Annotated in this window: 15 protein-coding genes; 6 read left to right on the top strand and 9 right to left on the bottom strand. The window is 70.2% G+C overall.

Going from position 1 to position 19,561, the window contains the following annotated elements:
* Window positions 1–89 precede the first annotated feature (89 nt).
* The 6 genes from KDM41_11925 to KDM41_11900 form a co-directional block, all read right to left on the bottom strand.
* A complete protein-coding gene (locus KDM41_11925) occupies window positions 90–1,319 on the bottom strand; it encodes a DEAD/DEAH box helicase (protein ID MCB1184134.1) in 1,230 nt (409 codons plus the stop codon).
* A gap of 226 nt (window positions 1,320–1,545) precedes the next feature.
* Window positions 1,546–2,010: a c-type cytochrome gene (locus tag KDM41_11920; protein ID MCB1184133.1), complete on the bottom strand. Its 465-nt coding sequence runs from the start codon at window positions 2,008–2,010 to the stop codon at window positions 1,546–1,548.
* 5 nt (window positions 2,011–2,015) lie between these two features.
* A complete protein-coding gene (locus tag KDM41_11915; protein ID MCB1184132.1) occupies window positions 2,016–2,261 on the bottom strand; it encodes a CDGSH iron-sulfur domain-containing protein in 246 nt (81 codons plus the stop codon).
* A 138-nt stretch (window positions 2,262–2,399) separates the two neighbouring features.
* Window positions 2,400–6,242, bottom strand: a complete 3,843-nt coding sequence (locus KDM41_11910) for a T9SS type A sorting domain-containing protein (protein ID MCB1184131.1) — start codon at window positions 6,240–6,242, stop codon at window positions 2,400–2,402.
* A gap of 131 nt (window positions 6,243–6,373) precedes the next feature.
* A complete protein-coding gene (locus KDM41_11905; GenBank protein MCB1184130.1) occupies window positions 6,374–8,200 on the bottom strand; it encodes a hypothetical protein in 1,827 nt (608 codons plus the stop codon).
* A gap of 140 nt (window positions 8,201–8,340) precedes the next feature.
* Window positions 8,341–9,189 (bottom strand): hypothetical protein, encoded by an 849-nt coding sequence (locus KDM41_11900; GenBank protein ID MCB1184129.1) that lies wholly within the window; start codon window positions 9,187–9,189, stop codon window positions 8,341–8,343.
* Between the two features lie 324 nt (window positions 9,190–9,513).
* Here KDM41_11900 and KDM41_11895 point away from each other — a divergent pair, with 324 nt between their 5' ends.
* The 5 genes from KDM41_11895 to KDM41_11875 all read left to right on the top strand — a co-directional run bounded on the left by KDM41_11895 (window position 9,514) and on the right by KDM41_11875 (window position 13,254).
* Window positions 9,514–10,179: a hypothetical protein gene (locus KDM41_11895; protein MCB1184128.1), complete on the top strand. Its 666-nt coding sequence runs from the start codon at window positions 9,514–9,516 to the stop codon at window positions 10,177–10,179.
* Between the two features lie 142 nt (window positions 10,180–10,321).
* Window positions 10,322–10,765, top strand: a complete 444-nt coding sequence (locus tag KDM41_11890; GenBank protein MCB1184127.1) for a hypothetical protein — start codon at window positions 10,322–10,324, stop codon at window positions 10,763–10,765.
* A gap of 147 nt (window positions 10,766–10,912) precedes the next feature.
* Window positions 10,913–11,590, top strand: a complete 678-nt coding sequence (locus KDM41_11885) for a hypothetical protein (protein MCB1184126.1) — start codon at window positions 10,913–10,915, stop codon at window positions 11,588–11,590.
* 41 nt (window positions 11,591–11,631) lie between these two features.
* Window positions 11,632–12,081 carry a hypothetical protein gene (locus KDM41_11880; protein ID MCB1184125.1) on the top strand — a complete coding sequence of 150 codons (450 nt, stop codon included), beginning with the start codon at window positions 11,632–11,634 and terminating at the stop codon, window positions 12,079–12,081.
* Window positions 12,082–12,117: 36 nt separating this feature from the next.
* Window positions 12,118–13,254 carry a hypothetical protein gene (locus KDM41_11875; protein ID MCB1184124.1) on the top strand — a complete coding sequence of 379 codons (1,137 nt, stop codon included), beginning with the start codon at window positions 12,118–12,120 and terminating at the stop codon, window positions 13,252–13,254.
* Between the two features lie 58 nt (window positions 13,255–13,312).
* On the opposite strand, the gene KDM41_11870 is transcribed toward KDM41_11875, so the two are convergent.
* The 3 genes from KDM41_11870 to KDM41_11860 form a co-directional block, all read right to left on the bottom strand.
* A complete protein-coding gene (locus KDM41_11870; protein MCB1184123.1) occupies window positions 13,313–15,076 on the bottom strand; it encodes a DUF2207 domain-containing protein in 1,764 nt (587 codons plus the stop codon).
* Window positions 15,077–15,352: 276 nt separating this feature from the next.
* The gene (locus KDM41_11865; GenBank protein ID MCB1184122.1) at window positions 15,353–17,887 is read right to left on the bottom strand and encodes a serine/threonine protein kinase; all 2,535 of its coding nucleotides are present in this window, start codon (window positions 17,885–17,887) and stop codon (window positions 15,353–15,355) included.
* 156 nt (window positions 17,888–18,043) lie between these two features.
* Window positions 18,044–18,811 (bottom strand): hypothetical protein, encoded by a 768-nt coding sequence (locus KDM41_11860; protein ID MCB1184121.1) that lies wholly within the window; start codon window positions 18,809–18,811, stop codon window positions 18,044–18,046.
* Between the two features lie 264 nt (window positions 18,812–19,075).
* On the opposite strand from KDM41_11860, the gene KDM41_11855 reads away from it, so the two are divergent.
* Window positions 19,076–19,453: a hypothetical protein gene (locus tag KDM41_11855; GenBank protein ID MCB1184120.1), complete on the top strand. Its 378-nt coding sequence runs from the start codon at window positions 19,076–19,078 to the stop codon at window positions 19,451–19,453.
* Window positions 19,454–19,561: the final 108 nt, after the last annotated feature.

Genomic DNA, 19,561 nt, shown 5'->3' with positions numbered 1-19,561 from the left:
GGCCGGGTTGATTTTTCGCGCCTTCGACGCAACGAGGGGCCCCGTCCAGGGGCCCCTCGTGCGGAGCGAAGCGAAAAATCAACCCGACCTCACCGCGCCCATTTGGACCCAGAGCCCCGCATCCGCCCCGCCTTGGCCCGCTGCTTCGCCGCCTGCGTCGCGGCGGCCAGGCAGGCCTCCACGCGGTCGGAGTGCCAGTCGTGATCCTTCCAGGTCACGATCGGCTCCTTGACCAGGCGCTGCACGCCGCGCAGGTGCGAGACGTCCTCGACGCAGCACAGCGACACGGCGATGCCGGCGCGGCCCGCGCGGGCGGTGCGGCCGATGCGGTGCACGTAGTTCTCGGCGTCCTCGGGCACGTCGTAGTTGATGACGTGGGTGATGCCCTCGACGTCGATGCCGCGGGCGACGATGTCCGTCGCGATGAGCACCTTCACCGAACCCTTGGTGAACCGCTCGAGGGCCCGCTGGCGCTGGCTCTGGGTGCGGTTCGAGTGGATGGCCTCGGCCTTGACGCCGGCCACCTCGAGAAAGCGCGACACGGCGGCGGCCGACTGCTTGGTGCCCGTGAAGACGAGCACGCGGTCGGAGTCCTCGTCGGCGATCAGGTCGAGCAGCAGCTCGCGCTTGTTGCCCTTGCGCACGAAGGCCACGCGCTGCTCGATGTTGTCGGCCACCGTGGCCGGCGGCGCCACCGACACGCTCTGGGCGTTGGTCTGCAGCATCGAGGCCAGGCTCTTCACCGGGCCGGACATGGTGGCCGAGAAGAGCAGCGTCTGCCGCGGCCGCGGCACGTGGTCGCAGATCCAGTGCACGTCGTGCACGAACCCCATGTCGAGCATGCGGTCGGCCTCGTCGAGCACCAGGAAGTCGACGTCGCCGAGGGTCACGGCGCCCTGCTTCATCAGGTCGATCAGCCGGCCGGGCGTGGCGATGATCACGTCGACGCCCTTGCGGATGCGATCGACCTGCGGCTGGGACGACACGCCGCCCACGACGACCACCGTGCGGGTGTCGACGTACTTGCCGTAGTCGCGGGTGTTCTCCTCGATCTGCTGGGCCAGCTCGCGGGTCGGCGTCAGCACGAGGCAGAGGGGATCGTCGCCCTTGCCGCTGGGCCGCTGGGCGATGTCGTCGATGATGGGCAGCATGAAGGCGGCCGTCTTGCCGGTGCCCGTCTGGGCGGTGGCGATCAGGTCGTGGTGCCCCATGACGATGGGGATGGCCTTCTGCTGGATGGGGGTCGGCTCCTCGTAACCGCAGTCGTCGAGGGCCCGGAGGATGGGGCTGCTCAGCCCCAGGTCCTGGAAAGTCTTCATACGTGTTCTGTCCTGTGTTCGGGTATCCGGATCAGCCCGCAGGCGGATCCGGGCGAACACGGACCGGTCCCGGAAAGGACGCAGGCGTGGTGCCTGGAAGGCATGCAGTCATGAATCGCGGCCGCTTTTCTGGCGGCCCTTCCACCGGGCCGCGCGTGTCTCTTCGTTTGATGGGCAAAAAATAGGCCGGATCTGATCAAAGTGCAAGGTGGGAGCGCGGGCGAGGTCAGGGGGCGGCCGCGTCGGCGGCCCGTTTGAGGTGGTGCAGGATGTCCTCGGCCTCTTCCGCGGTGACACCCATATCCACCATTTCGAGGCCGAATTCCTCGACCAACGCCTGCGTGACGGAGTCGTGGGCGGCCATCCACTCGGGGTCGCGGATCTGCCGCCGGAGCCACGGCAGCGTCCGTTTGTCGAAGACGGACAACAGGTTAGGCGCGAGGTCGGCCTCGCCCAGGGTGTGGCAGTCGGTGCAGCTGCGGGCGTCGAACAGCGCGGCCCCCCGCTCGGCCCGGGCCGGATCGACCTTCAGCACCGCGCCGGCGCGGGGCCCCTGGTCGAGGGCCGCGGCCTCGGCAGCCGGATCGGACGCCGCCGCCTGGCGATCGGCGCCCCCCTCGGCGCCCCCGTCGCCGCAGCCCGCCAGCAGGCAGAAACCCGCCACGGGAATCAGCAAGACGTTGCGGGACAAGGCGATCAATCGTCCGACAGCCCGGCGTGGGACCCGTCGCAGAACGGGGCGTTGCCCGTGCGCTTGCACTGGCAAAGCGCGACGGTGCGGGCGTCGGCCATCTCGAACATCTGGGGGCGGAATTCCCCGCCGGCGTGGGAGCCGTCGCAGAAGGGCTGGCGGGCGGACTCGCCGCAGGTGCAGTAGGCGTGGGTGCCGGCGCCGACTTCGAGGACGGCGGGGCGGCGCGCGGCGATCTTGGGATCGGCCATGGGTTCACCTCGTGCGGGCGAGAAGTGACGGCGGCCGCGAACCGGCCGACCTGCCCACAGCCTAAACGAAATCGGACCTCCGGCAACCAATTTTCGACCGGAAGGCGGGGGGCCGCCACCGGGACGGCCCCCCACACCCTACTTGACGAGGGTCATGCGCTCGACGGCCGTGAAGTCGCCGCTCCGCATGCGCACGAAGTACACGCCGGCGGCGGTGGCGGCGCCCCGCTCGTCGCGGCCGTTCCACACCACCTCGTGGCGCCCGGCGGTGAAGCGTTCGCCCGCCTGCAAGGTGCGCACGAGGCGTCCGGACACGTCGTACACCCGCAGCTCGACGGCGCCCGGCCGCGCCAGTTCGAAGACGATGGTCGTGCGCGGGTTGAACGGGTTGGGGTAGTTGCCCCCCAGCGCCGTCCGCGCCGGCACCACGTCGCCGACGCCCACGATCTCGCCGGTCAGCTCGATCGAGAGCACGCCGGCGCCCGAGGCGACGATGCCCGGCCCCGAGGCCGAGACCACGGTGACACCCGTCCCGACCGGAGCGAAGGCCAGGCCACCGCCCGCCACCGTCGGCGGCGTCTGGCGCACGCCCGGCGCGAAGAGCACGGTCAGGCTGTCGGCTTCGCCGCCCAGGTTGGCGAGGCGCCCCACGGCCGGGTTGTCCGACCGCACCGTCACCGCCCGCGGCGCCACGCCGCCGCGCACGGCCTGCGCCTCCACGAGGCCGGTGCCGTCGGCGGTGAGCGCGCCGATCTGGAGCACGAACTCGTCGTCGTCGACGTTGACGTCCATCGAGTCGGCGAGCTGGGTGATGGCCGTGGCGGCCTGGACGAGGTCGACCACCTGCAGGGCCGAGCTGAAGCCCGGCGCCGACGCGGTGACGGTCACCTGCTGGCCTTCGGTGCCCTCCCGGGCCTGCAGGTAGAAGAGCCCCTCGGTCTGGCCGTTGGGCACGCTGATCTGGACCGACCCGCCGCCCAGCGTCAGGGCGTTGGTGGAGACCAGGGCCAGGCTCGTGTCCGACACGGCGACGGTCAGGGTGACGCCCCCGTGGCCCGATTCGCCCAACTCGGCGGCCACGGCCTGCGACTGCAGGCCCGCGCCGACCCGCCCCGCGAGCCCGTTGAGGAAGATGTTCTGGTTGGTGACGTCGACGGCCACCTGGGCGGCGCCGGTCTGGATGAAGCCCGGCACCGAAGCGGTGACGATGGTCGGGCCCGGCGTGAGGCCGTCGAGGGCCACGCCGCCCGTGGCGAAGGTGGTGGGCGTGGTCGACTGGCCCGCGGGAATGCCCAGGTCGAGGCTGCCGCCCGACGTGGTCTGGGTGGTGACGATGGCCACCGCCGGGGCGCTGCTGGCGAAGGTGACGACCAGGGGCGGCTGGCCGGCCCGGCGCGCCTGGATGTACGACCCGTTCACCGACGAGTTGTCCGTGGTGGGCAGCCCCACGCGCGCGTAGAAGTTGTCGGGCGTATCGGCCACGTCGATGTTGCCCAGGAGCGAAACGATCGCCACCGCGGGTTGCTCGACTGTCACCGTCCGCTGGTTGGACGTGAACTGGGGCGCCGAGACCAGCACGTCGGCCGACGCCACCTGCCCGTCCACCCCCTGCAGGAAATAGGTCACGGAGGTCAGGCCGGCGGCGACGAAGACGTCGATCGAGGCCTGCCCGACCGTGCTCGCGTCGGGCGCGAGCAGCAGCGAGGCCGGATCGCTGGAGGTGAGCGTCACGAGCGTGCCGCCGTGGCCCGACGCGCTGAGCTGCGCGTTGACCTGCGCCTGCAGCCCGCCGCCGACACGCGCGACACCGGTGAACGAGATGGTCGGCGCGCTGACGGTGATCGTGGCCGTCGACAGGTTCACCGGCACGCCGCCCGGAATGGACACCGTCACCGCGGTCGACCCGACGCCCACACCGTCGAAGGCTGCGCCGCCGGCCGTCGTGTTGGTGGGCGTGTTCGACGCGCCGGGCGGGATGACCAGCGTGACCGCCGCGGCGGTGTCACCCGGCGCGACCATGGTCCCGACGACCGGATCGGCGACGGTGAAGGTGACCGGAACACCCGCCGAACCCTGCCGCACCTCCTGGCCCACGACCGAATTGAAGCCGCCCGAAGGGAAGCCGACGATGGCGTAGACCGGGTCGGGGGGATCGAGGGTGTCGATGGTCGTCCCGAGCCCGACGAGCCGGACCGCCGGCTCGACGACCGTGGTCATGATGGTGTCCGGCAGGAAGAGCGGACTGGTGACGGCGATGGTCGCCGCACCGGTCAACCCTTCGAGGGCGTGGCTGTAGAAGTTCACGACCGTGACGCCGTTGTTCAGCGGCAGGTCGACGAAGGGCGTCCCGAGCGAATCGGGATGACCGGACACGAGCACCAGGCCCGGATCGAGCGACTCGACCCGCACCACCACGCCCCCGTGCTGGCTTGCGCCGAGGTTCACCTGGTTCGCCGCCGTCTGCAGCCCCGCGCCGACGGTGCCCTGCACCGAGACGACGTTCAGCGACGGCTGGGTCACCAGCACCGTGGCCGTGGCCGGGTCGACGGGCGCGAAGCCCGGGATCGAGGCGGTCACGTCGGTGGCGCCGACGCCCACGCCGTCGAAGGCCACGCCGCCGCCCGCCGGCGTCGAGGGCGAAGACGATTCGCCCTCCGGAATGGACACGGTCAGGGTGTCGCCGCTGGTCGACGACGAGAGGATCTGCCCCACGGCGCCGTCGCTCACCGCGACGGTCGCCGTCACGCCCGGACCGCCCACCCGCACCGGCTGGAAGACCGACAGGCCCGTGGCCGTGCCGTTGGGCAGGCCCACCGCGACGGTGAAGTTGTCGGGCGGATCGAGGGTGTCGATGGAGGTGTTGAGGCCGTTGAGGCGCACGGCGGGCGTCTTGACCTCGACGGTCGTCACCTGGGGCGCGAAGCCGGGCACCGACACGCTGAGGATCACCGAACCGAGCACGCCCTCGAGGCCCTGCATCACGAACGACGCGTTCACGAAGCCGTTGGCCACGAACACGTCGAGGGTGCCGGCACCGGGCGAGTTGGCGTCGGGGGCGAGCAGCACCCGCGTCGAGTCCGAGACCTCGAAGTGCACCGTGACGCCGCCGTGCTGGCTGCCGCTCAGCTGCACGTAGCGCCCCTCGAGCTGCAGGCCCGCGCCCACCTCGTAGGGCAGGGAGATGAAGGTGGTGCTCGGCGCCGGCACGGTGACGAACTGGGTGTCCGGCGCGATGGTGATGAAGTTGGGCGCCGTGGCGATGATGCCCACGCTGCCGGCGGCGAGGGCGTCGAGACCGATGCCGCCGCCCGCGACGGTCGTGGGCGAACTGTCGGAACCGGGCGCGATGGGCAGCGCGATGACACTGCCGGTCTCGCCGCTGGTCACGAGCTCGGCCACGAGCGGGTCGGTCACCGAGACGAGCGTCGTCAGGCCGGGTCCGCCCACGCGCACCTTCTGCGGGTAGGAGATGGACGTCTGGAGCGGGTTGGCCACGCCCACCTGCAGGTGGAAGGGATCGACCGGATCGAAGGGGCTCAGCTGGCTCGGCAGGCCGAGCTTGCGCAGGGCCGGCGTCACCACCGAGATGGCCAGGATCTCGTCGGCGAAGCCCGGCGCGCTGGCCGTCAGGTCGACGGCGCCGGTGGTGTCCTCGATGGCCTGCAGGTAGAAGTCGGCGTTCAGGCCGCCGTTGGGCACGAAGATGTCGGCGTACTCGCCGCCGGCCAGGTTGGCGTCGTCCGTCACCCGCACGAGGTTCGTGTCGGACGACGCGATGCGCACCGTGACGCCCCCGTGGGCCCCCGTGCTCAGCCGCGCCCGGCACAGGTTCGACTGCAGGCCCGCACCCACGTCGGTGTAGATGATCTGGTAGTCGATGGTCTGGGCGAGCGCCCCGCCCGCGGCGAGCATCAGCAGGGTCGCTCCGAGCAGGTGGGCGACGATCGGGCCGCGCGGCAGGCGCTGCAACTTTTTCCACATGGTCAGTTCCCCCCGAGTCCACAGAATGGTGTCGCAATAAAGCGGATGATTTCGGTTCACAATAGCACAAAACCGGCCGCCGGAGCGAGCCGAACCGAACCTGCGGAGTCAAGACGAAGGGAGAGAACGGGTCAGCGGGGCGCCGGCCCCGTCAGGATGGCCCCGCCGGAGCCGACGACGAGCACGGTGCCGTCGGCGCGGGGCAGCCCGGCGTAGACGGTCACGGGGGGGCGGCGGTCCGACTCGGCCCACTCGGCGCCGTCGAAGTGCATCACCCGCACGCCGCTGACGGCGGTCACGTCGGCGGCGTCCCGGCCCCAGAGGGCGTCGATGCCCCGGGTGGAGAGCTGGGCGTCGGTGGTCCACGAGCCGGACCCGTTGCTCAGCACGACGCCCTCGGACGTGCCCACCCAGACGTGGTCCGCATCGGCGGCCCACATGGCGGTCAGGGCGTCGGGCGAACCCGACTCGACCAGGGACCAATCCGTGCCGTCGCAGACGGCGAGCCAGCGGCGGCTGCCCCGGGCGATGGCCCGACCGTCCGGGAAGACCAGCAGCTGCTCCCACCAGATGGTGACGTCCGGCGCGAAGACCTCGGCCCAGGACCCGTCGGTGCGGCGGCAGATGCGATTGCCCAGGGCGGCGTACACGGGCCCGCCGGCCAGGCCGCCCACCGCGTTGGCGAAGGCGAGATTGGGCGCCGGCAGGGCCTCGCTGTGCCAGGCCGCGCCGTCGAAGCGCACGACCCCCGTGGGCGCCGCCTGCGTGGCGACGCCGGCGGCGTACACCTCGGCGGGACCGGCTCCCCACACGGCGTTCACACCGTCCAGCCCGCAGTCGACGGCCACGAAGGCCCCGTGGCCGGCGGCGCGGAACAGGCCGTCCGGCCCGCCGCACCAGACCGTGGTGCCGTCGCTCCAGATCGTCACCAGATCGTTGCCCGCCACGCCGTTGACCGTGCGCCAGCCGGCAGCGTCCCGCCGCAGGAAGAGCCCATGGGGACCCACGGCGAAGAGCACCTCGCCGTCGGTGCCGTCCAGGGCGGAGAGCTGCGCCGTGGCCACGCCGTTCTCCCGCTCCCACGAAGACCCGTCGAAGCGCGCCGCCAGGCCGCGCCCGTACTTGCCGACCACCCAGATCACGTCGGCCGCGGGCGACCACACGTCCTGCAGGGTCGTGGTCTGGTCGAGGTTGACCGACGACCAGTCGGCGCCGTCGAAGTGCCGCACCTGCCCGCCGTTGCCCACGGCGAAGACGTGGCCGTCGGCGCGGGCCCACATGCCGTACACGCCGGTGCTGAAACCGTCGTCGTTCAGGCCCATGGAGTAGTCGGACCACCCGCCGTCCGCGTAGAGATAGCTCGCGCTCGTGCCGTAGGCGAAATGGACGCCGGCGGCGGTGCCGGTCACGGCGTTGAAGGAGCCCAGCGGATGCGGCGCCTCCAGCGGGGTCCATCCGGCCCCGCTCCAGAGGGCGGCGATGGGCGTGGGGATCGGACGCCGATCGGAACGCTTGGCGGACGAGACGTGGTAGCCCGCGGCATAGATGCTGTCCGGACCGGCGGCCCACAGGCTGGTCAGGTGGGTGTCCGCGGCGAGGCGCGCGCCCGGCTCCCAGGTCGCACCCGAGCCCCACAGGGTGACACCGTCGCGGCCCGTGACGAGATAGCGGCCGGGGCCGGCGGCGGTGATCGCCTCGAGATCGTCGGTCACGCCCGACGGCACCTCGCGGCACACGCCGTTCTCGTACAGCAGCACCAGCCCCCCGCGCCCGACGGCCACGGCCCGGTCGGGGCTTTCGGCCCACACGTCGCGCAGCTCGGCGCCGTCGCCGAGGGGCGGATTCACCCAACTCCAGGTGACGGGGTCGCTTCCGGGCGCGACGGGGTCGTCGGACGAACAGCCGCCCAGGGTGGCGGCGAGGAGGAGGATGGCGGGGATGAGGGTGCGTTGGGTCATTTTGGTGTTTGGCTGCTTTCGGTGGTTTGGGGCAATTCTAGCATCGCGGCGCCGTCATGCCAAAGAAATCGGTTGTGTCTCGAAGAATGTCTATAGCCCCGGGGGAAGAAGCCATCCTCGCCACTCGTCTACTGCCACCATCAGTATGCGTATCCCAGATCGTGTCGTCTCTGCCGCCCCAGGGGCGCAGTCCTGACGGCGCGGTCGTAGTACTCCGCCCACCGATTCGGCACGTCCGTGGCTTTCCGGAACAGCCGGCAAGAGAGCAGTTTCCGTGGCGTCAGAGGTTCTTCGGCGATCCCGACTGCCATCGCCGGTGTCGGCGAATGGCCTACCTTCTCCCGCCGTCTTTTCATGTAGTTCCGCCAGACCAGCAGGATCAGGAGCCGCTCGGCACTGCCTTGGCGGCGCTTCGACCATGCGATCGTTTCCCGCTTGTGGTTGGCACTCGAGTGCCGGATCAACAGGTCCAGCAGGTTCACTTCCCACAAGCTGTTGCGTCGGTCCCGGTGGGCCGATCCCGGTGTGACCCGGTGGTCGATCTTCACCGATAGCCGGTCGATCGAGCGACGATAGGCCGGATGATCGTCGCTGTAGACCCGTGCCATGCCCCTGCCCCCCAGCACGACCTGCAGGACCTCCCGCATGTCCTTTTCGATGGCCTTGGGGTCGGGCCGGCCGAGTCGCCGTTCCAGGAGTGATCGGCGCGCCTTCTGGACCGCATTCATCCGCCCTTTCCGGCGCAGGGGGCTTTCGGTGAAGTAGTAGAAAAAGTCGGTGTCCTTGCCGACGGCGACGTGGTGATGGATGGGGAAGTACTGGCTCCATTCGAACGACTCGAAGCCGTCGATGACGAGCTCGGCCGGGGGCGGGGTTCCCCGCAACTGGCGGCAATGGAACAGCAGGCAGTGTCTGGCGAGGCGGCCGATCCGGCGGGTGATGGTTTCGACGTGGACGCCGAGGTCGCGGGCGATCTGGCGGTTGGCCATGCAGCCGACGGTCTTGGTGAGGATCCTTTCCTCCAGTCCGGGGATCTTCTGCCAGTAGTCGATGGAGAACGTCTGGGTGCTGAAACTGCGCTGACAAGCGCTGCAGCGAAACCGCTGGATACGTCGTTCATCGGTTTGTCGCCTGTAGTATCCGGTCCGGACGAAAGCCCAGGCCGGGTCTCGATGACCGTGAAACGCGCAATCGGCGTTGGGGCAGAAGGGAGGAGCCCACTTTTCGGAACTGGGGTTTGTGGATCTCATGTTTGGTTGACAGCAATGAGTGAGCCATACACATTCTCCGAGACACAACCAAAGGGAACCAACTTGATTCGAACCATCCGCACACACCTCCCCCCATGGGCCCCAACCCTGCTGCTCCTCCTGCTCGCCGCCCCCCTCCCCGGCTGCAGCAGCGACGACGGCCCGACCGCCCCCGGCGGCGGGGGCGGCTCCACGGCCCCCACTTTCGCCACGACGGCCGAGCTGATGACCACGTTCCTTTCCGCCTTCGCCGACACAACCCCCGGGCTGCTGAACGACGTCCTGGCCGACGACTTCGTGTTCGTTCTGACCGCCGAGACCAGCGACCAGTTCCCGGACTTCGGCAGCCGGCTCAGCCGCGCCCTGGTGCTCGAGGTAACGGCCTCGATGCTGCACCAGGGCATGCTCACCAACGCCGCCGGCCTGCTCCTGCCCGGCATGGACACCATCGACGTGCCCATGTTCACCCAGCAGGGCGCCTGGACGCCGATCCCGCCGGGCCAGGAATGGGCCGGCATGCAGTCGGCGCTCTTCCAGGTCGACTTCATCTGGGTGCGCTGGCAGAGCTCGGTCCTGCGCTCACGGGGCATGCTGCGGGTCGTCGTCGATCCCGGCGCCGGGGTCGTGCAGGACTGGCGCATCAGGGCGATCACCGACCTGACGTCGTCGACCAAAGCCGCCGAGGACGTGCCGGTGGGTTCGGTGCTGTGCCTGTACTGGGAAGGTTAGGCGGGGCGGGAGTGGGGGGGCCCGGCAGGTCCTGCCCGAATGGCGACCAGGCGCGCGGGTCCTGCGTGGACCCCGTCGAGTACCGGATATAGGCGAACCTCGATAGCGAGGTGAAGGGTCCGCATCCTGAAGGGGGACGGAAATGGGCGGCAGACTTCTGCTCTTGTCGGCGTTGGTTGCCTTGTTCGGTGTCGGCGCCTGCAGCGATGACGGTGCGGCGCCAGATGGGCAGCAGGAGATCGCCCGACTCGCCGGTTCCTGGATGGTGATCAGCTACACGGACAACGACAATACGGTTCCTTGGCCGGCGGGAATCAACTATTGGCATTTCAAGAGCGACGGACAGTGCTGTACCGAAGACCGCAACGGGTCCGGCTACTACACCTTTTCATGCGGGCAGGTATCCGGAGGTCTCCTCTTGACGGAGGAGTATCACAGTGGACTCGTGAGGGAATCGTTGTTGGTTCTGAGCCAGGATGGCGATTCCCTCAGTTCGCGCCGAACCGACGCCGCGGGGACGGGGTCGGACAGAGTCGACCTGGTCCGCACCACTGACCGCGACGCGACCGATTGCGGATGTGACTAGGCAGATGCCGGCGATGTCCGGGGGGCTGCAGGGCGGCGAGGACGAAATGGTCGCCCCCCCCTTGGCACGGCGGGCCCGATCTGATATCATTAATTCATTCCAACCCCTGAATGACATGCGTATCCGGACCCGGAAAGACGCCGACCCATGATTCTGCCCAGCCTGCGCGATCGCGCGCGCCCCTGTCTGTTCGTCACCCTGCTCCTGGCCGGCTTCGTCGCCGGCTGCGGCGAGGACGATCCCGTCACGCCGCCAGACGACCCCTGCGTGAACAACTCGCCCGTCCTGCCGCACCCGGCATCGGCGACCCAACTCATGGAGAACTACCGGTCCGTCTACGAGATGATGGACTTCGACGACTACCTCCGTCTGCTCCACCCCGATTTCGAGATGTTCCTCCAGGCGGAGACGACCCAGGAGTTCCCGGACGTCGGCACCTCCCTCGACCTGGCCGAGGAGACGGACATCGCGGCCAAGATGTTCAGCGGCCACGCGGTCACCAACAGTTCCGGCCAGCTGGTGCCGGGCATCAGCAGCATCAACTTCGAACTGTTCGAGCAGCGGGGGGCGTGGACGACGACGCTGCCCGGCGACCTCATCGAAGGCGTCCTCGCGGCCTCGTTCGAGGTCCGCTTCCTCTTCGACCGGGGATCCGATTCGACCCTGCGCGTCGACGGCCTGCTCAGGTTCTATGTCACGAGCCGGGATACGGTCATCTGCGGCACCTCGATGCCGTATCACGAACTGGTCGGCATCCAGGACCAGACGGGATTCAAGGGCGTCGAGGTAACCAACTTCGGCTCCATCAAGGCGCTCTTCTACTAGATGACGAAGCCGCCCCGGAGCGGCCCAAAGGGGGAACCACAATGAAGAGATCCACTCTTCCTCCGATCCTGCTGCTGCTGCTGTGCGGCGCCGCGCCGTCGTTCGGCTGGGAGGTCCTGAACGAGGTGCCGGCGGTCGCCCAGATCGGGGTCCCCATCGAGCTGCAGATCCGGGGCTGGATGGAGAGCGGCGACTGCTACGTGAGCGAAGGCTACAGCGTCCTGTCCGCCGGCAACGCGGCCGAGGTCATCCTGCTCGTCCGCAAGACCAACGGCTGGGCCGACCCGTGCGGCGGGCCGGGCAACATCTACGAGTACACGGTCGAGGTTTCGTTCTTCGAGGTCGGCCCGTCGACCCTGACCATCACGCAGCGGCTCGACGCGCCGCCCCTCGGCGGCGACACGCCGATCGCCCAGTACGAGATCGAGGTCCAGGCCGCCCTGGCCGACGAAGACACCGCCTGGGGCGCGCTCAAGGCCATCTACAGGTAGAGTTCCACGACACCGAATCCGAGGGGGAAAACCACCATGACCCGAGTTCCGACGATCATCCGGCTCCTCGCCCTGACCGCTCTCGTCCTCGCCGCCGGCTGCACCAAGGAGGAGTGCGCCACGTGCATCGATCCGTGCGGCGAGGCGACCCTGGTCATCGCCACCGAGCCGGACAGCCTCGGCGTCGACTGGACCATGACGCGCAGCGACGGCTTCTACTTCGGCGCACGCGGCCCGTACACCTTCACGGACATCGCCCCCGGCGAGTACCGGTTCATCTGGCGGCAGTCCCCCTACTTCACGAACACGGGCCCCGATACGTTGGACGTCACCATCGCGGCCGGCGCGGCGGACACCATCCGCGGGGTCTTCGATGTCGTCACCGGGCCCGTTCGCATCGAGACGGTCGGGCCGCCCGCCGGCGCGCCGTGGGTGCTCGAGCACATCCTCGGCATGTCCTGGGCCGGCGCCGGCGACTCGACCCTGACCGACGTGGCCATCGGGTCCTGCCGCGTCCGCTGGGGCGACGTCGACGGGTGGACCACGCCGTCGCCCGACATCACGTACTTCACGAACGCCCCCGATGACACCAGCGTCGTCACCGGCGTCTACGTCGAGCGCTTCGCCTTCCCCGACAGCGAGGACCGCCTGGTCGAGAACTTCCGCAATGCGTACACGGGCATGGATCTGGAGCACTACGGCGCGCTGCTGCACCCCGACTACGTGATGCTCCTGCAGACGTCGACGCAGGAGGAGTTTCCCAACGTCGGACCGACGCTCGACGTGCCCGAGGAGCTCGACATCGCGCAGAAGATGTTCAGCGGCAACGCCATCGTCAACAGCCAGGACGAGCTCGTGCCGGGCCTCGCCGCCATCGACCTCCTCCTGTTCAGCCGCCTCGGCGAATGGGCCACCTCGCCGGCGTCCGACCCGATCCCGAATGCGCGCTTCGCCCTGTTCGAAACGCGGATGCTGTTCAGCCGCGGCAGCGCTTCGACCCTGCGCGTCGACGGCCAGGTGAAGATGTACGTGGCCGGCCGCGACTCGACGGTCGACGGCGTCACGCGCCCCTACTTCGAGCTGATCGGGATCCAGGATCTGACGGGCGGCTTCGCGGCGGGCAAGGCCGTCGAAGACATGAGCTGGGGCTCGGTGAAGGCGCTGTTCCGCTAGCAGGGAAACGAGAAGCCCCGGTCCGCGTGGGACCGGGGCTATCTTCCCGGCGCTGCTCCTACCACGACCCTCCACCGCCGCCGCCGAACCCCCCGCCCGACGACCCGCCCCCCGAGAATCCGCCGCTCGACCAGCCGCCACCGCCGCCGCCGCCGCCCGACGTGCGCGGCGGCTGGTACAGGGAGTGCTCCCACTGGTCGAGGTGGGTCGTCAGGCGCGTGGCGAACGTGGTGTGGCCCGAGCCGCCGGCGGTGTCGGTGTACCAGGCGGGCGGCACGGCGGCCAGGTCGGCGAAGGCGTCGGCCCAGCGCCTGCTGAGGCCGAGGGCGATGGCGCAGGGCAGCAGGCGCTCGAAGATGTCGGCGCGGTCGGCCATCTCGATCATGGGCAGCTCGGCCTTGCGGATCACCTCTTCCAGGCCGCGCACGCGCCGCCACAGGCGCCGCCCCTTGGGCGTGCGGCACGGCATGGTGCGGCTGGTGAAGAACACCGTCAGCAGCGAGAGCACGGTCGCGGCGCCCACCGGGATCACGAACCCGCGCCCGTAGAGGTAGATCTGGGCCGCGAGCGCGACGGCGGCCAACCCCAGCACCAGCACGACGCCCCCGGCGAGGAACCCGTTGCGCGCGCTCTCCGGATTGGCCGCGAAGTAGCCCTGGCGGGCCACGCTGCGGTACACGGCGTCGCCGATCCTCTCGACGTTGGCGTGGAAGGCCTCGAGCTCGTCGAGCCGGCGGGAGTCGTGCGTCCCGAGCAGCGCCCCGAGCATGAGCTGTTCGTGCTCGCGCTCGGGCTCGGCGCTGCCGACGCGGTGGAAGGTGATCCGGTCGTCCTCGCGCGCCTTCTCGGCCGGCGCCCGCTCGATGCGCAGGAAGCCGCGCCGGGCCAGGTCGATGATGGTGGCCGAGATGTCGCGCGCGTCGACCTTCTCGTCGGCGATGACGCCGATCTCGGCGGGGGAGAGGCCGTCGGGCGCGGCGTACTCGATCACGGGCGAGCCGAGCCGGCCCGCGTCGCGGCCCCGCCGCCACCAGGCCAGGAAGCAGACGAGCGCCACCAGGGGCCACATGAAGTAGGCGAAGTTGTCGAGCACGCCCTTGGCGGCCCGATCGCCCGCCGACGGCGCCGCGATGACCCCCGGGGCGAAGGTCGCCGACACGGTGACGCCCTCGCGGGGCCGCAGCGCCCCCACGTCGAAGACGACGGCGCCGTCGGCCTCGTCGCGGCGCGTGAAGCTGCGGCCGCGGGCGCCGAAGGACCCGGTCCAGGCGTCGACGAACATGGCGTCCGGCCCGCTGCCCGGCGGCGGCACGACGCGGACGCCGGCGCGGTCGGTCGGCACGCCCCACTCGTGCCCGATGGCGTTCCAGTGCAGGGCCGCGCCGTCGCGATCGAAGAGAACCGCGTGCCGCACCGTGTAGGTGAGCACGTACTCGTTCCGTCCGGTGACGATCACCGACGCCGACCCGATGCGCAGCGTGTGGTCGCGTCCCCCGGTCTTCTGGTCCACCTCGTACGCGCGGCCGTTCGCGTCGACGACTCCCTGCAGACGCACCTTGATGCGGTAGAGGTGCCCCGCCACGTCGTAGCGCGTGGGGATGGCGCGGTAGATGCCGTGCCGCTTGTTGGTGCCGAAATCGGCCACGATGCGCTCGCTCACGAAGACGGTCCCGTCGGCGGCGGGCGCGATGGTGACCTGGTAGTCGGCGATGCGCCACGGCACTTCGCCCGCGGCGGCGGGGCGCGGACCCGCAACGAGGAACGCCGCGAGCAGCAGGCCCGCGACCAGGGGGCAGCGAAGCATGGTGGGCGTGCGAAGCATCCGGACATCCCCCGGTTGGGCCCGGAACGGGCCGGTGAGCGGCGAGCGGTTCATCTATGCCACAGGGGCGGGCCGCCGTCCAGACCGGACGCGCGCAGGTCCGGTGGGGCGGGAGCGGGGCGGCGAGGCGACCGAGAAAAAGGGGGGCCGGTCGGTGTCGTGCGGGCGCGGAGCCTGCGGGGTGCAGCAGTCGGGCGATGACCGGCCCCCGTCATCTATACCAGATGAGATCGGTTTTGTTGAGAAAGTTCTGGGCAAAAAGCGGGTCGCCCCCACTCACATGCGCGCCCGCCACTTCGCCGCCTCGGCTGCGTTCCCCTGCTCGGCGTAGATCTCGGCCACCTGCTCCGCGGCGCTCTTCACCCGGTCGTCATCGGGCCCGAAGATGAGCGCGAAGACCCGGTAGCTCTCGGCGAAGTCGGCGCGCGACTCGTCGGCGCGCCCGAGGCGGCGGTAGCAGGTGCCCCGCGTCCGCCGCGCGTAGCCGCAGCCGATGAAGTCGTCGCCCGTGCTCTCGTGGAAGCCCGCGATGGCCTTCGTCGCCTGGGCGATCGACTCCTCGAGGCGATCGTTCTGCATGAGGAACGAGGCGAAGTTCACGATCCCCGCCAGCTGCTCCGGATGCGTGGGCCCGAGGGTGCGCGCCCCGATCTCGATCGATTCGCGGTACAGGGCCTCGGCCTTCTCCACCTGCCCGGTGCGCGCGTAGGTGATGGCGAGGTTGTTCATGGCCGTCTGGGTCTGCTGGTGCTCGTCGCCCAGGATGCGCCGCAGATCGGCCAGGGCCGCCACGGTGATGCTCTCGGCCTCGGCGTAGCGTCCGGCGTAGGTCAGGGTGAGGCCCTGCGACACGCGGGCGGCCATGGCGTTGATGTGGTCGGGACCGAGCTTCTCCGCGAGGATGGGCACGACGATGTTGTGCAGGCTGTCGGCCTCGTCGTAGCGCTGCTGCTCGGCGCGGATCTGGGCCAGGGTGTAGAGGGTGAGCACGGTGGCGTCGTCGCCCCAGGCGGGGGTGCCGCGCTTGCGGGACACGACGTCGTCGGCCAGGGCCGCCGCCTGCTCCAGATCGCCGGCGAAGGAGAGGTTCTCGATGCGCCCGGCGCGGATCTCGAGGGCCTCGGTCGAGCTCGGCCCGAGCTGGGCGCTGACCATGCCGTCCGACCAGGCGAAGAGCGAGTCGGCCCGCACGAAATCGCCCAGGAACATGGTCGCCTTGGCCACCAGGGTCACGGCCTGGGCGGTGCGGTAGTCGTCGTGGCCGAAGACCCCGTTCTTGAGCTCCTCGGCGCGGCGGGCCTGGGCCAGGGCCACCTCGTAGTCGCCCAGGTCGACCGACGTCGTGGCCAGCACCTCGCGCAGTTCGGCCTCCACCTCGGGCTGGTCCACGAGATCGGTGGCCAGGCGCTGGTCGGTCTCGGCCAGGATCTCCTGGAGCATGGTCGTGTCGCGCCCGCGCGCCGCCGACGGCCCCACCCCCGCGAGCATCCCCTTGAGGAACTCCGAGGTCTGCGTGGCCTTGGCGCTCTCGGTGCGGGCCCGCGCCGACTCGCGCTCGGCGCGCAGGTAGAGCGAGGTGCTGACGACCGCCGCCAGGGCGAAGACCACCATCACGGCGCCGAGGGCCACCACGGCCGCCCGGTTGCGCCGCACCAGCTTGCGCAGCCGGTAGGCGGGGCTGGGCGGCGACGCGCTCACCGGCTCGTCGTTCAGGTAGCGGCGCAGGTCCATGGCCAGACCGTTGGCCGTGTCGTAGCGGCGGTCGCGCTCCTTGGCCAGGGCCTTCATGGTGATCCAGTCGAGATCGCCCCGCAGCTCGTGGCTGAGCTGCCGCGGCGCCCGGTGCCGCAGCTCCGACACGGTCTCGGCGTCGCCGCCGAGGGTCGAGACCCGCGTGCTCGGCCGCGGCGGCTCCACCTCGCGGATGATGCGCTGGATCTCCTCGATTCCCGCCTGCCGCAGCGAGACGCCGGAGAACGGCTGCAGCCCCGACAGCAGCTCGTAGAGCACGGCGCCGAGGGCGTACACGTCGGTGCGCGTGTCGATGTCGGTGCTGCGCGCGTCGGCCTGCTCGGGACTCATGTACTCGGGCGTGCCCACGATGTTGCCCATGAGCGTGTTCATGGCGTTCTCGGTGAGCGGCTGTTCCACGGCCTTCGCCACGCCGAAGTCGATGATCTTGGGCACGGGCTTGCCGTCGACCTCGGTCACGAGGATGTTCGACGGCTTCAGGTCGCGGTGGATGACGGCCTTCTGGTGCGCGTGCTGCACCCCGCCGCACACCTCGATGAAGAGCTCGAGCCGCTGCCGGATGTCGAGCCGCTGCATGTCGCAGTACTTGGTGATCCGCACCCCTTCGACGTACTCCATGACGAAGAAGAGCCGCCCGCGCGACGTCGCCCCCGCGTCGATCACCCGCGCGATGCAGGGGTGGTCCATGAGCGCCAGCGCCTGCCGCTCGGCCTCGAACCGCGCCACGCCGGCGCGCGAGTCCATGCCCGGCTTCATGACCTTCAACGCCACGCGCCGCCGGATGGGCTGGAACTGCTCGGCCAGGAAGACCTCGCCCATGCCGCCCTCGCCCAGGCGGGCGACGAGCTTGTAGGGGCCGATGTTGGTGCCGACCTGGGCGTCCGCGCCGATGGGCGCGCCGGCGCCGGTGGCGTCGACGGGCAGGGTGGCGCCGTCGTCGGGCAGGGTCGGGCCGCCGGAGGGCAGGGTGGCGTCGTCGTCCGGGATGGCCCGGCCGCCCGAGGGCAGGGTGGCGTCGTCGTCGGACGGCGGCGTGGGCAGGGTCCGGTCGTCGGTCATGGGGGCTCCGGTCGGGTGGCGGCGGACGGCAACTCGGCAACATGGCCACGATACGGGACGAGGTGCGTCCACGATACCGGGGCCCGGGGCGGACGGCAACACAGAACCGGCCCGGCAAGGCGCACCGGGCACCAGAATGAGTTTTTCAATAGCCTGCTAGAACGCCAGGCCCGCCGACACCGCGATCGTCTGCAGCCGGAGATCGTCCCACGTGTTCTGCGGCGCATCGTCGTAGCCGGTCGACCGGACCTCCGACTGGAACCGGTCCATCAGGTCGATGGCGTAGTCGATCACCAGCAGCAGCCGGTGCCGCCCCGGACCGGCCAGCATGATCCCCGCCCCGATCTCCAGCGCGACGGCGTCCTTCATGTTCGGCATGCCCGAGAGTTGCGGATCACCGTACCCGCCCTCGCCGAACAGGTTGAAGCCGAAGCGCGGCCCCATGGTGACGTAGAGCAGGTCGTCGGCCGCCCGGCCGGACCCGCTCCCCGACCGCGGGACATCGAGCCGCAGTTTGAGCGGCACCTCGACCCGCGCCATGGAGAACCTGGTGGCCCGTTTGGCGAAGACCGGATCGGCGCCGCCTTCCGGAGCGGGATAGAACCCCTCCTCGCGGATCACGAACCGGTCCCGGGCGAAGCCGAAGCCGACCTGCAGCGCGACACCGCGGTTCACCGCGAGATTGGCATCGCACCGCACCCGCCAGCCCATCTGCTGCTCGATCTCGAGTGAGCTGATCTCGTGGGTCGGCCCGACGAGCTGGAACGACATGTCGGTGTGGGAAAAGGTGGGGCCGGCGTGGATGGCGACGGCGACGACCGGCGGTGTCTCGGGGGCCCCGTCTTTCGCCGCGGGCGCGGTGGCCGCCATGGTCGAGCATGCGAGCAGGAAGAAACTCAAACAGAGGATCGTGACACGAAACATGGATTCCGCCTCCCCCAGGCTGCGAGCGCGCGGGTCGTTCGGGGTGGGCGAGGGACCGCGCTGAGGGGAGTCTACGTCGTGTCGGTCACCGGGCCAAGAAGGGATCGCGATGCGCGCTTCGTGGTGTTCGCGGTTGGTGGGCGGCCCACTTCGGCTTCTGGTGTCGGAGCGCAATTGTCTTGTTTCTGCCTGGCCGGTCTGTGTAGACTCACGGCCCGATCCGCCCCGACGGATCCCCATTCCCCCAACCCTGAGGTCCCCACCATGCGCCGCATCCTTCTCGCCGGTCTCGTCGTCGTCGCCTTCGCCGCCTCCCCCGTGCTCGCCCAGCTGTGCCCGCCCGGATCCTTCGGTCCGACCGGCGGCGAAGAGCCCTGCTTCCCGTGCCCGGTCGGCAGCTACTCCGACATCGAGGGGGCCCAGTCGTGCTCGGTCTGCCCGATGGGCACCTTCCAGAACACCACCGGCGCCATCGCCTGCGAGACCTGCCCCGACGGCTACATCGCGCCGACCATCGCCAGCGCCGAGTGCACGCCGTGCGGGCCGGGCTTCACGTCGAACGCGACGCACACGGAGTGCATCGAGGAGACAGTGGCGGTGGTGGGCATGACCTGGGGTGTGGTGAAGGTGTGGTACCGGTAGGGGCGAGCTTGTCGCGCCCGGGTGTGCGGCATCCGGACTCGCGACCTGTTCCCTGGTGAAGAGTTGCGGTGCGCCGACCGGCGCACCGCTTTATCATTATCGCTGGAG

The sequence above is a fragment of the bacterium genome (genome assembly GCA_020440705.1).
GTDB lineage: Bacteria > Krumholzibacteriota > Krumholzibacteriia > LZORAL124-64-63 > LZORAL124-64-63 > JAGRNP01.
This window is presented reverse-complemented; position numbering and strand designations above follow the sequence as displayed.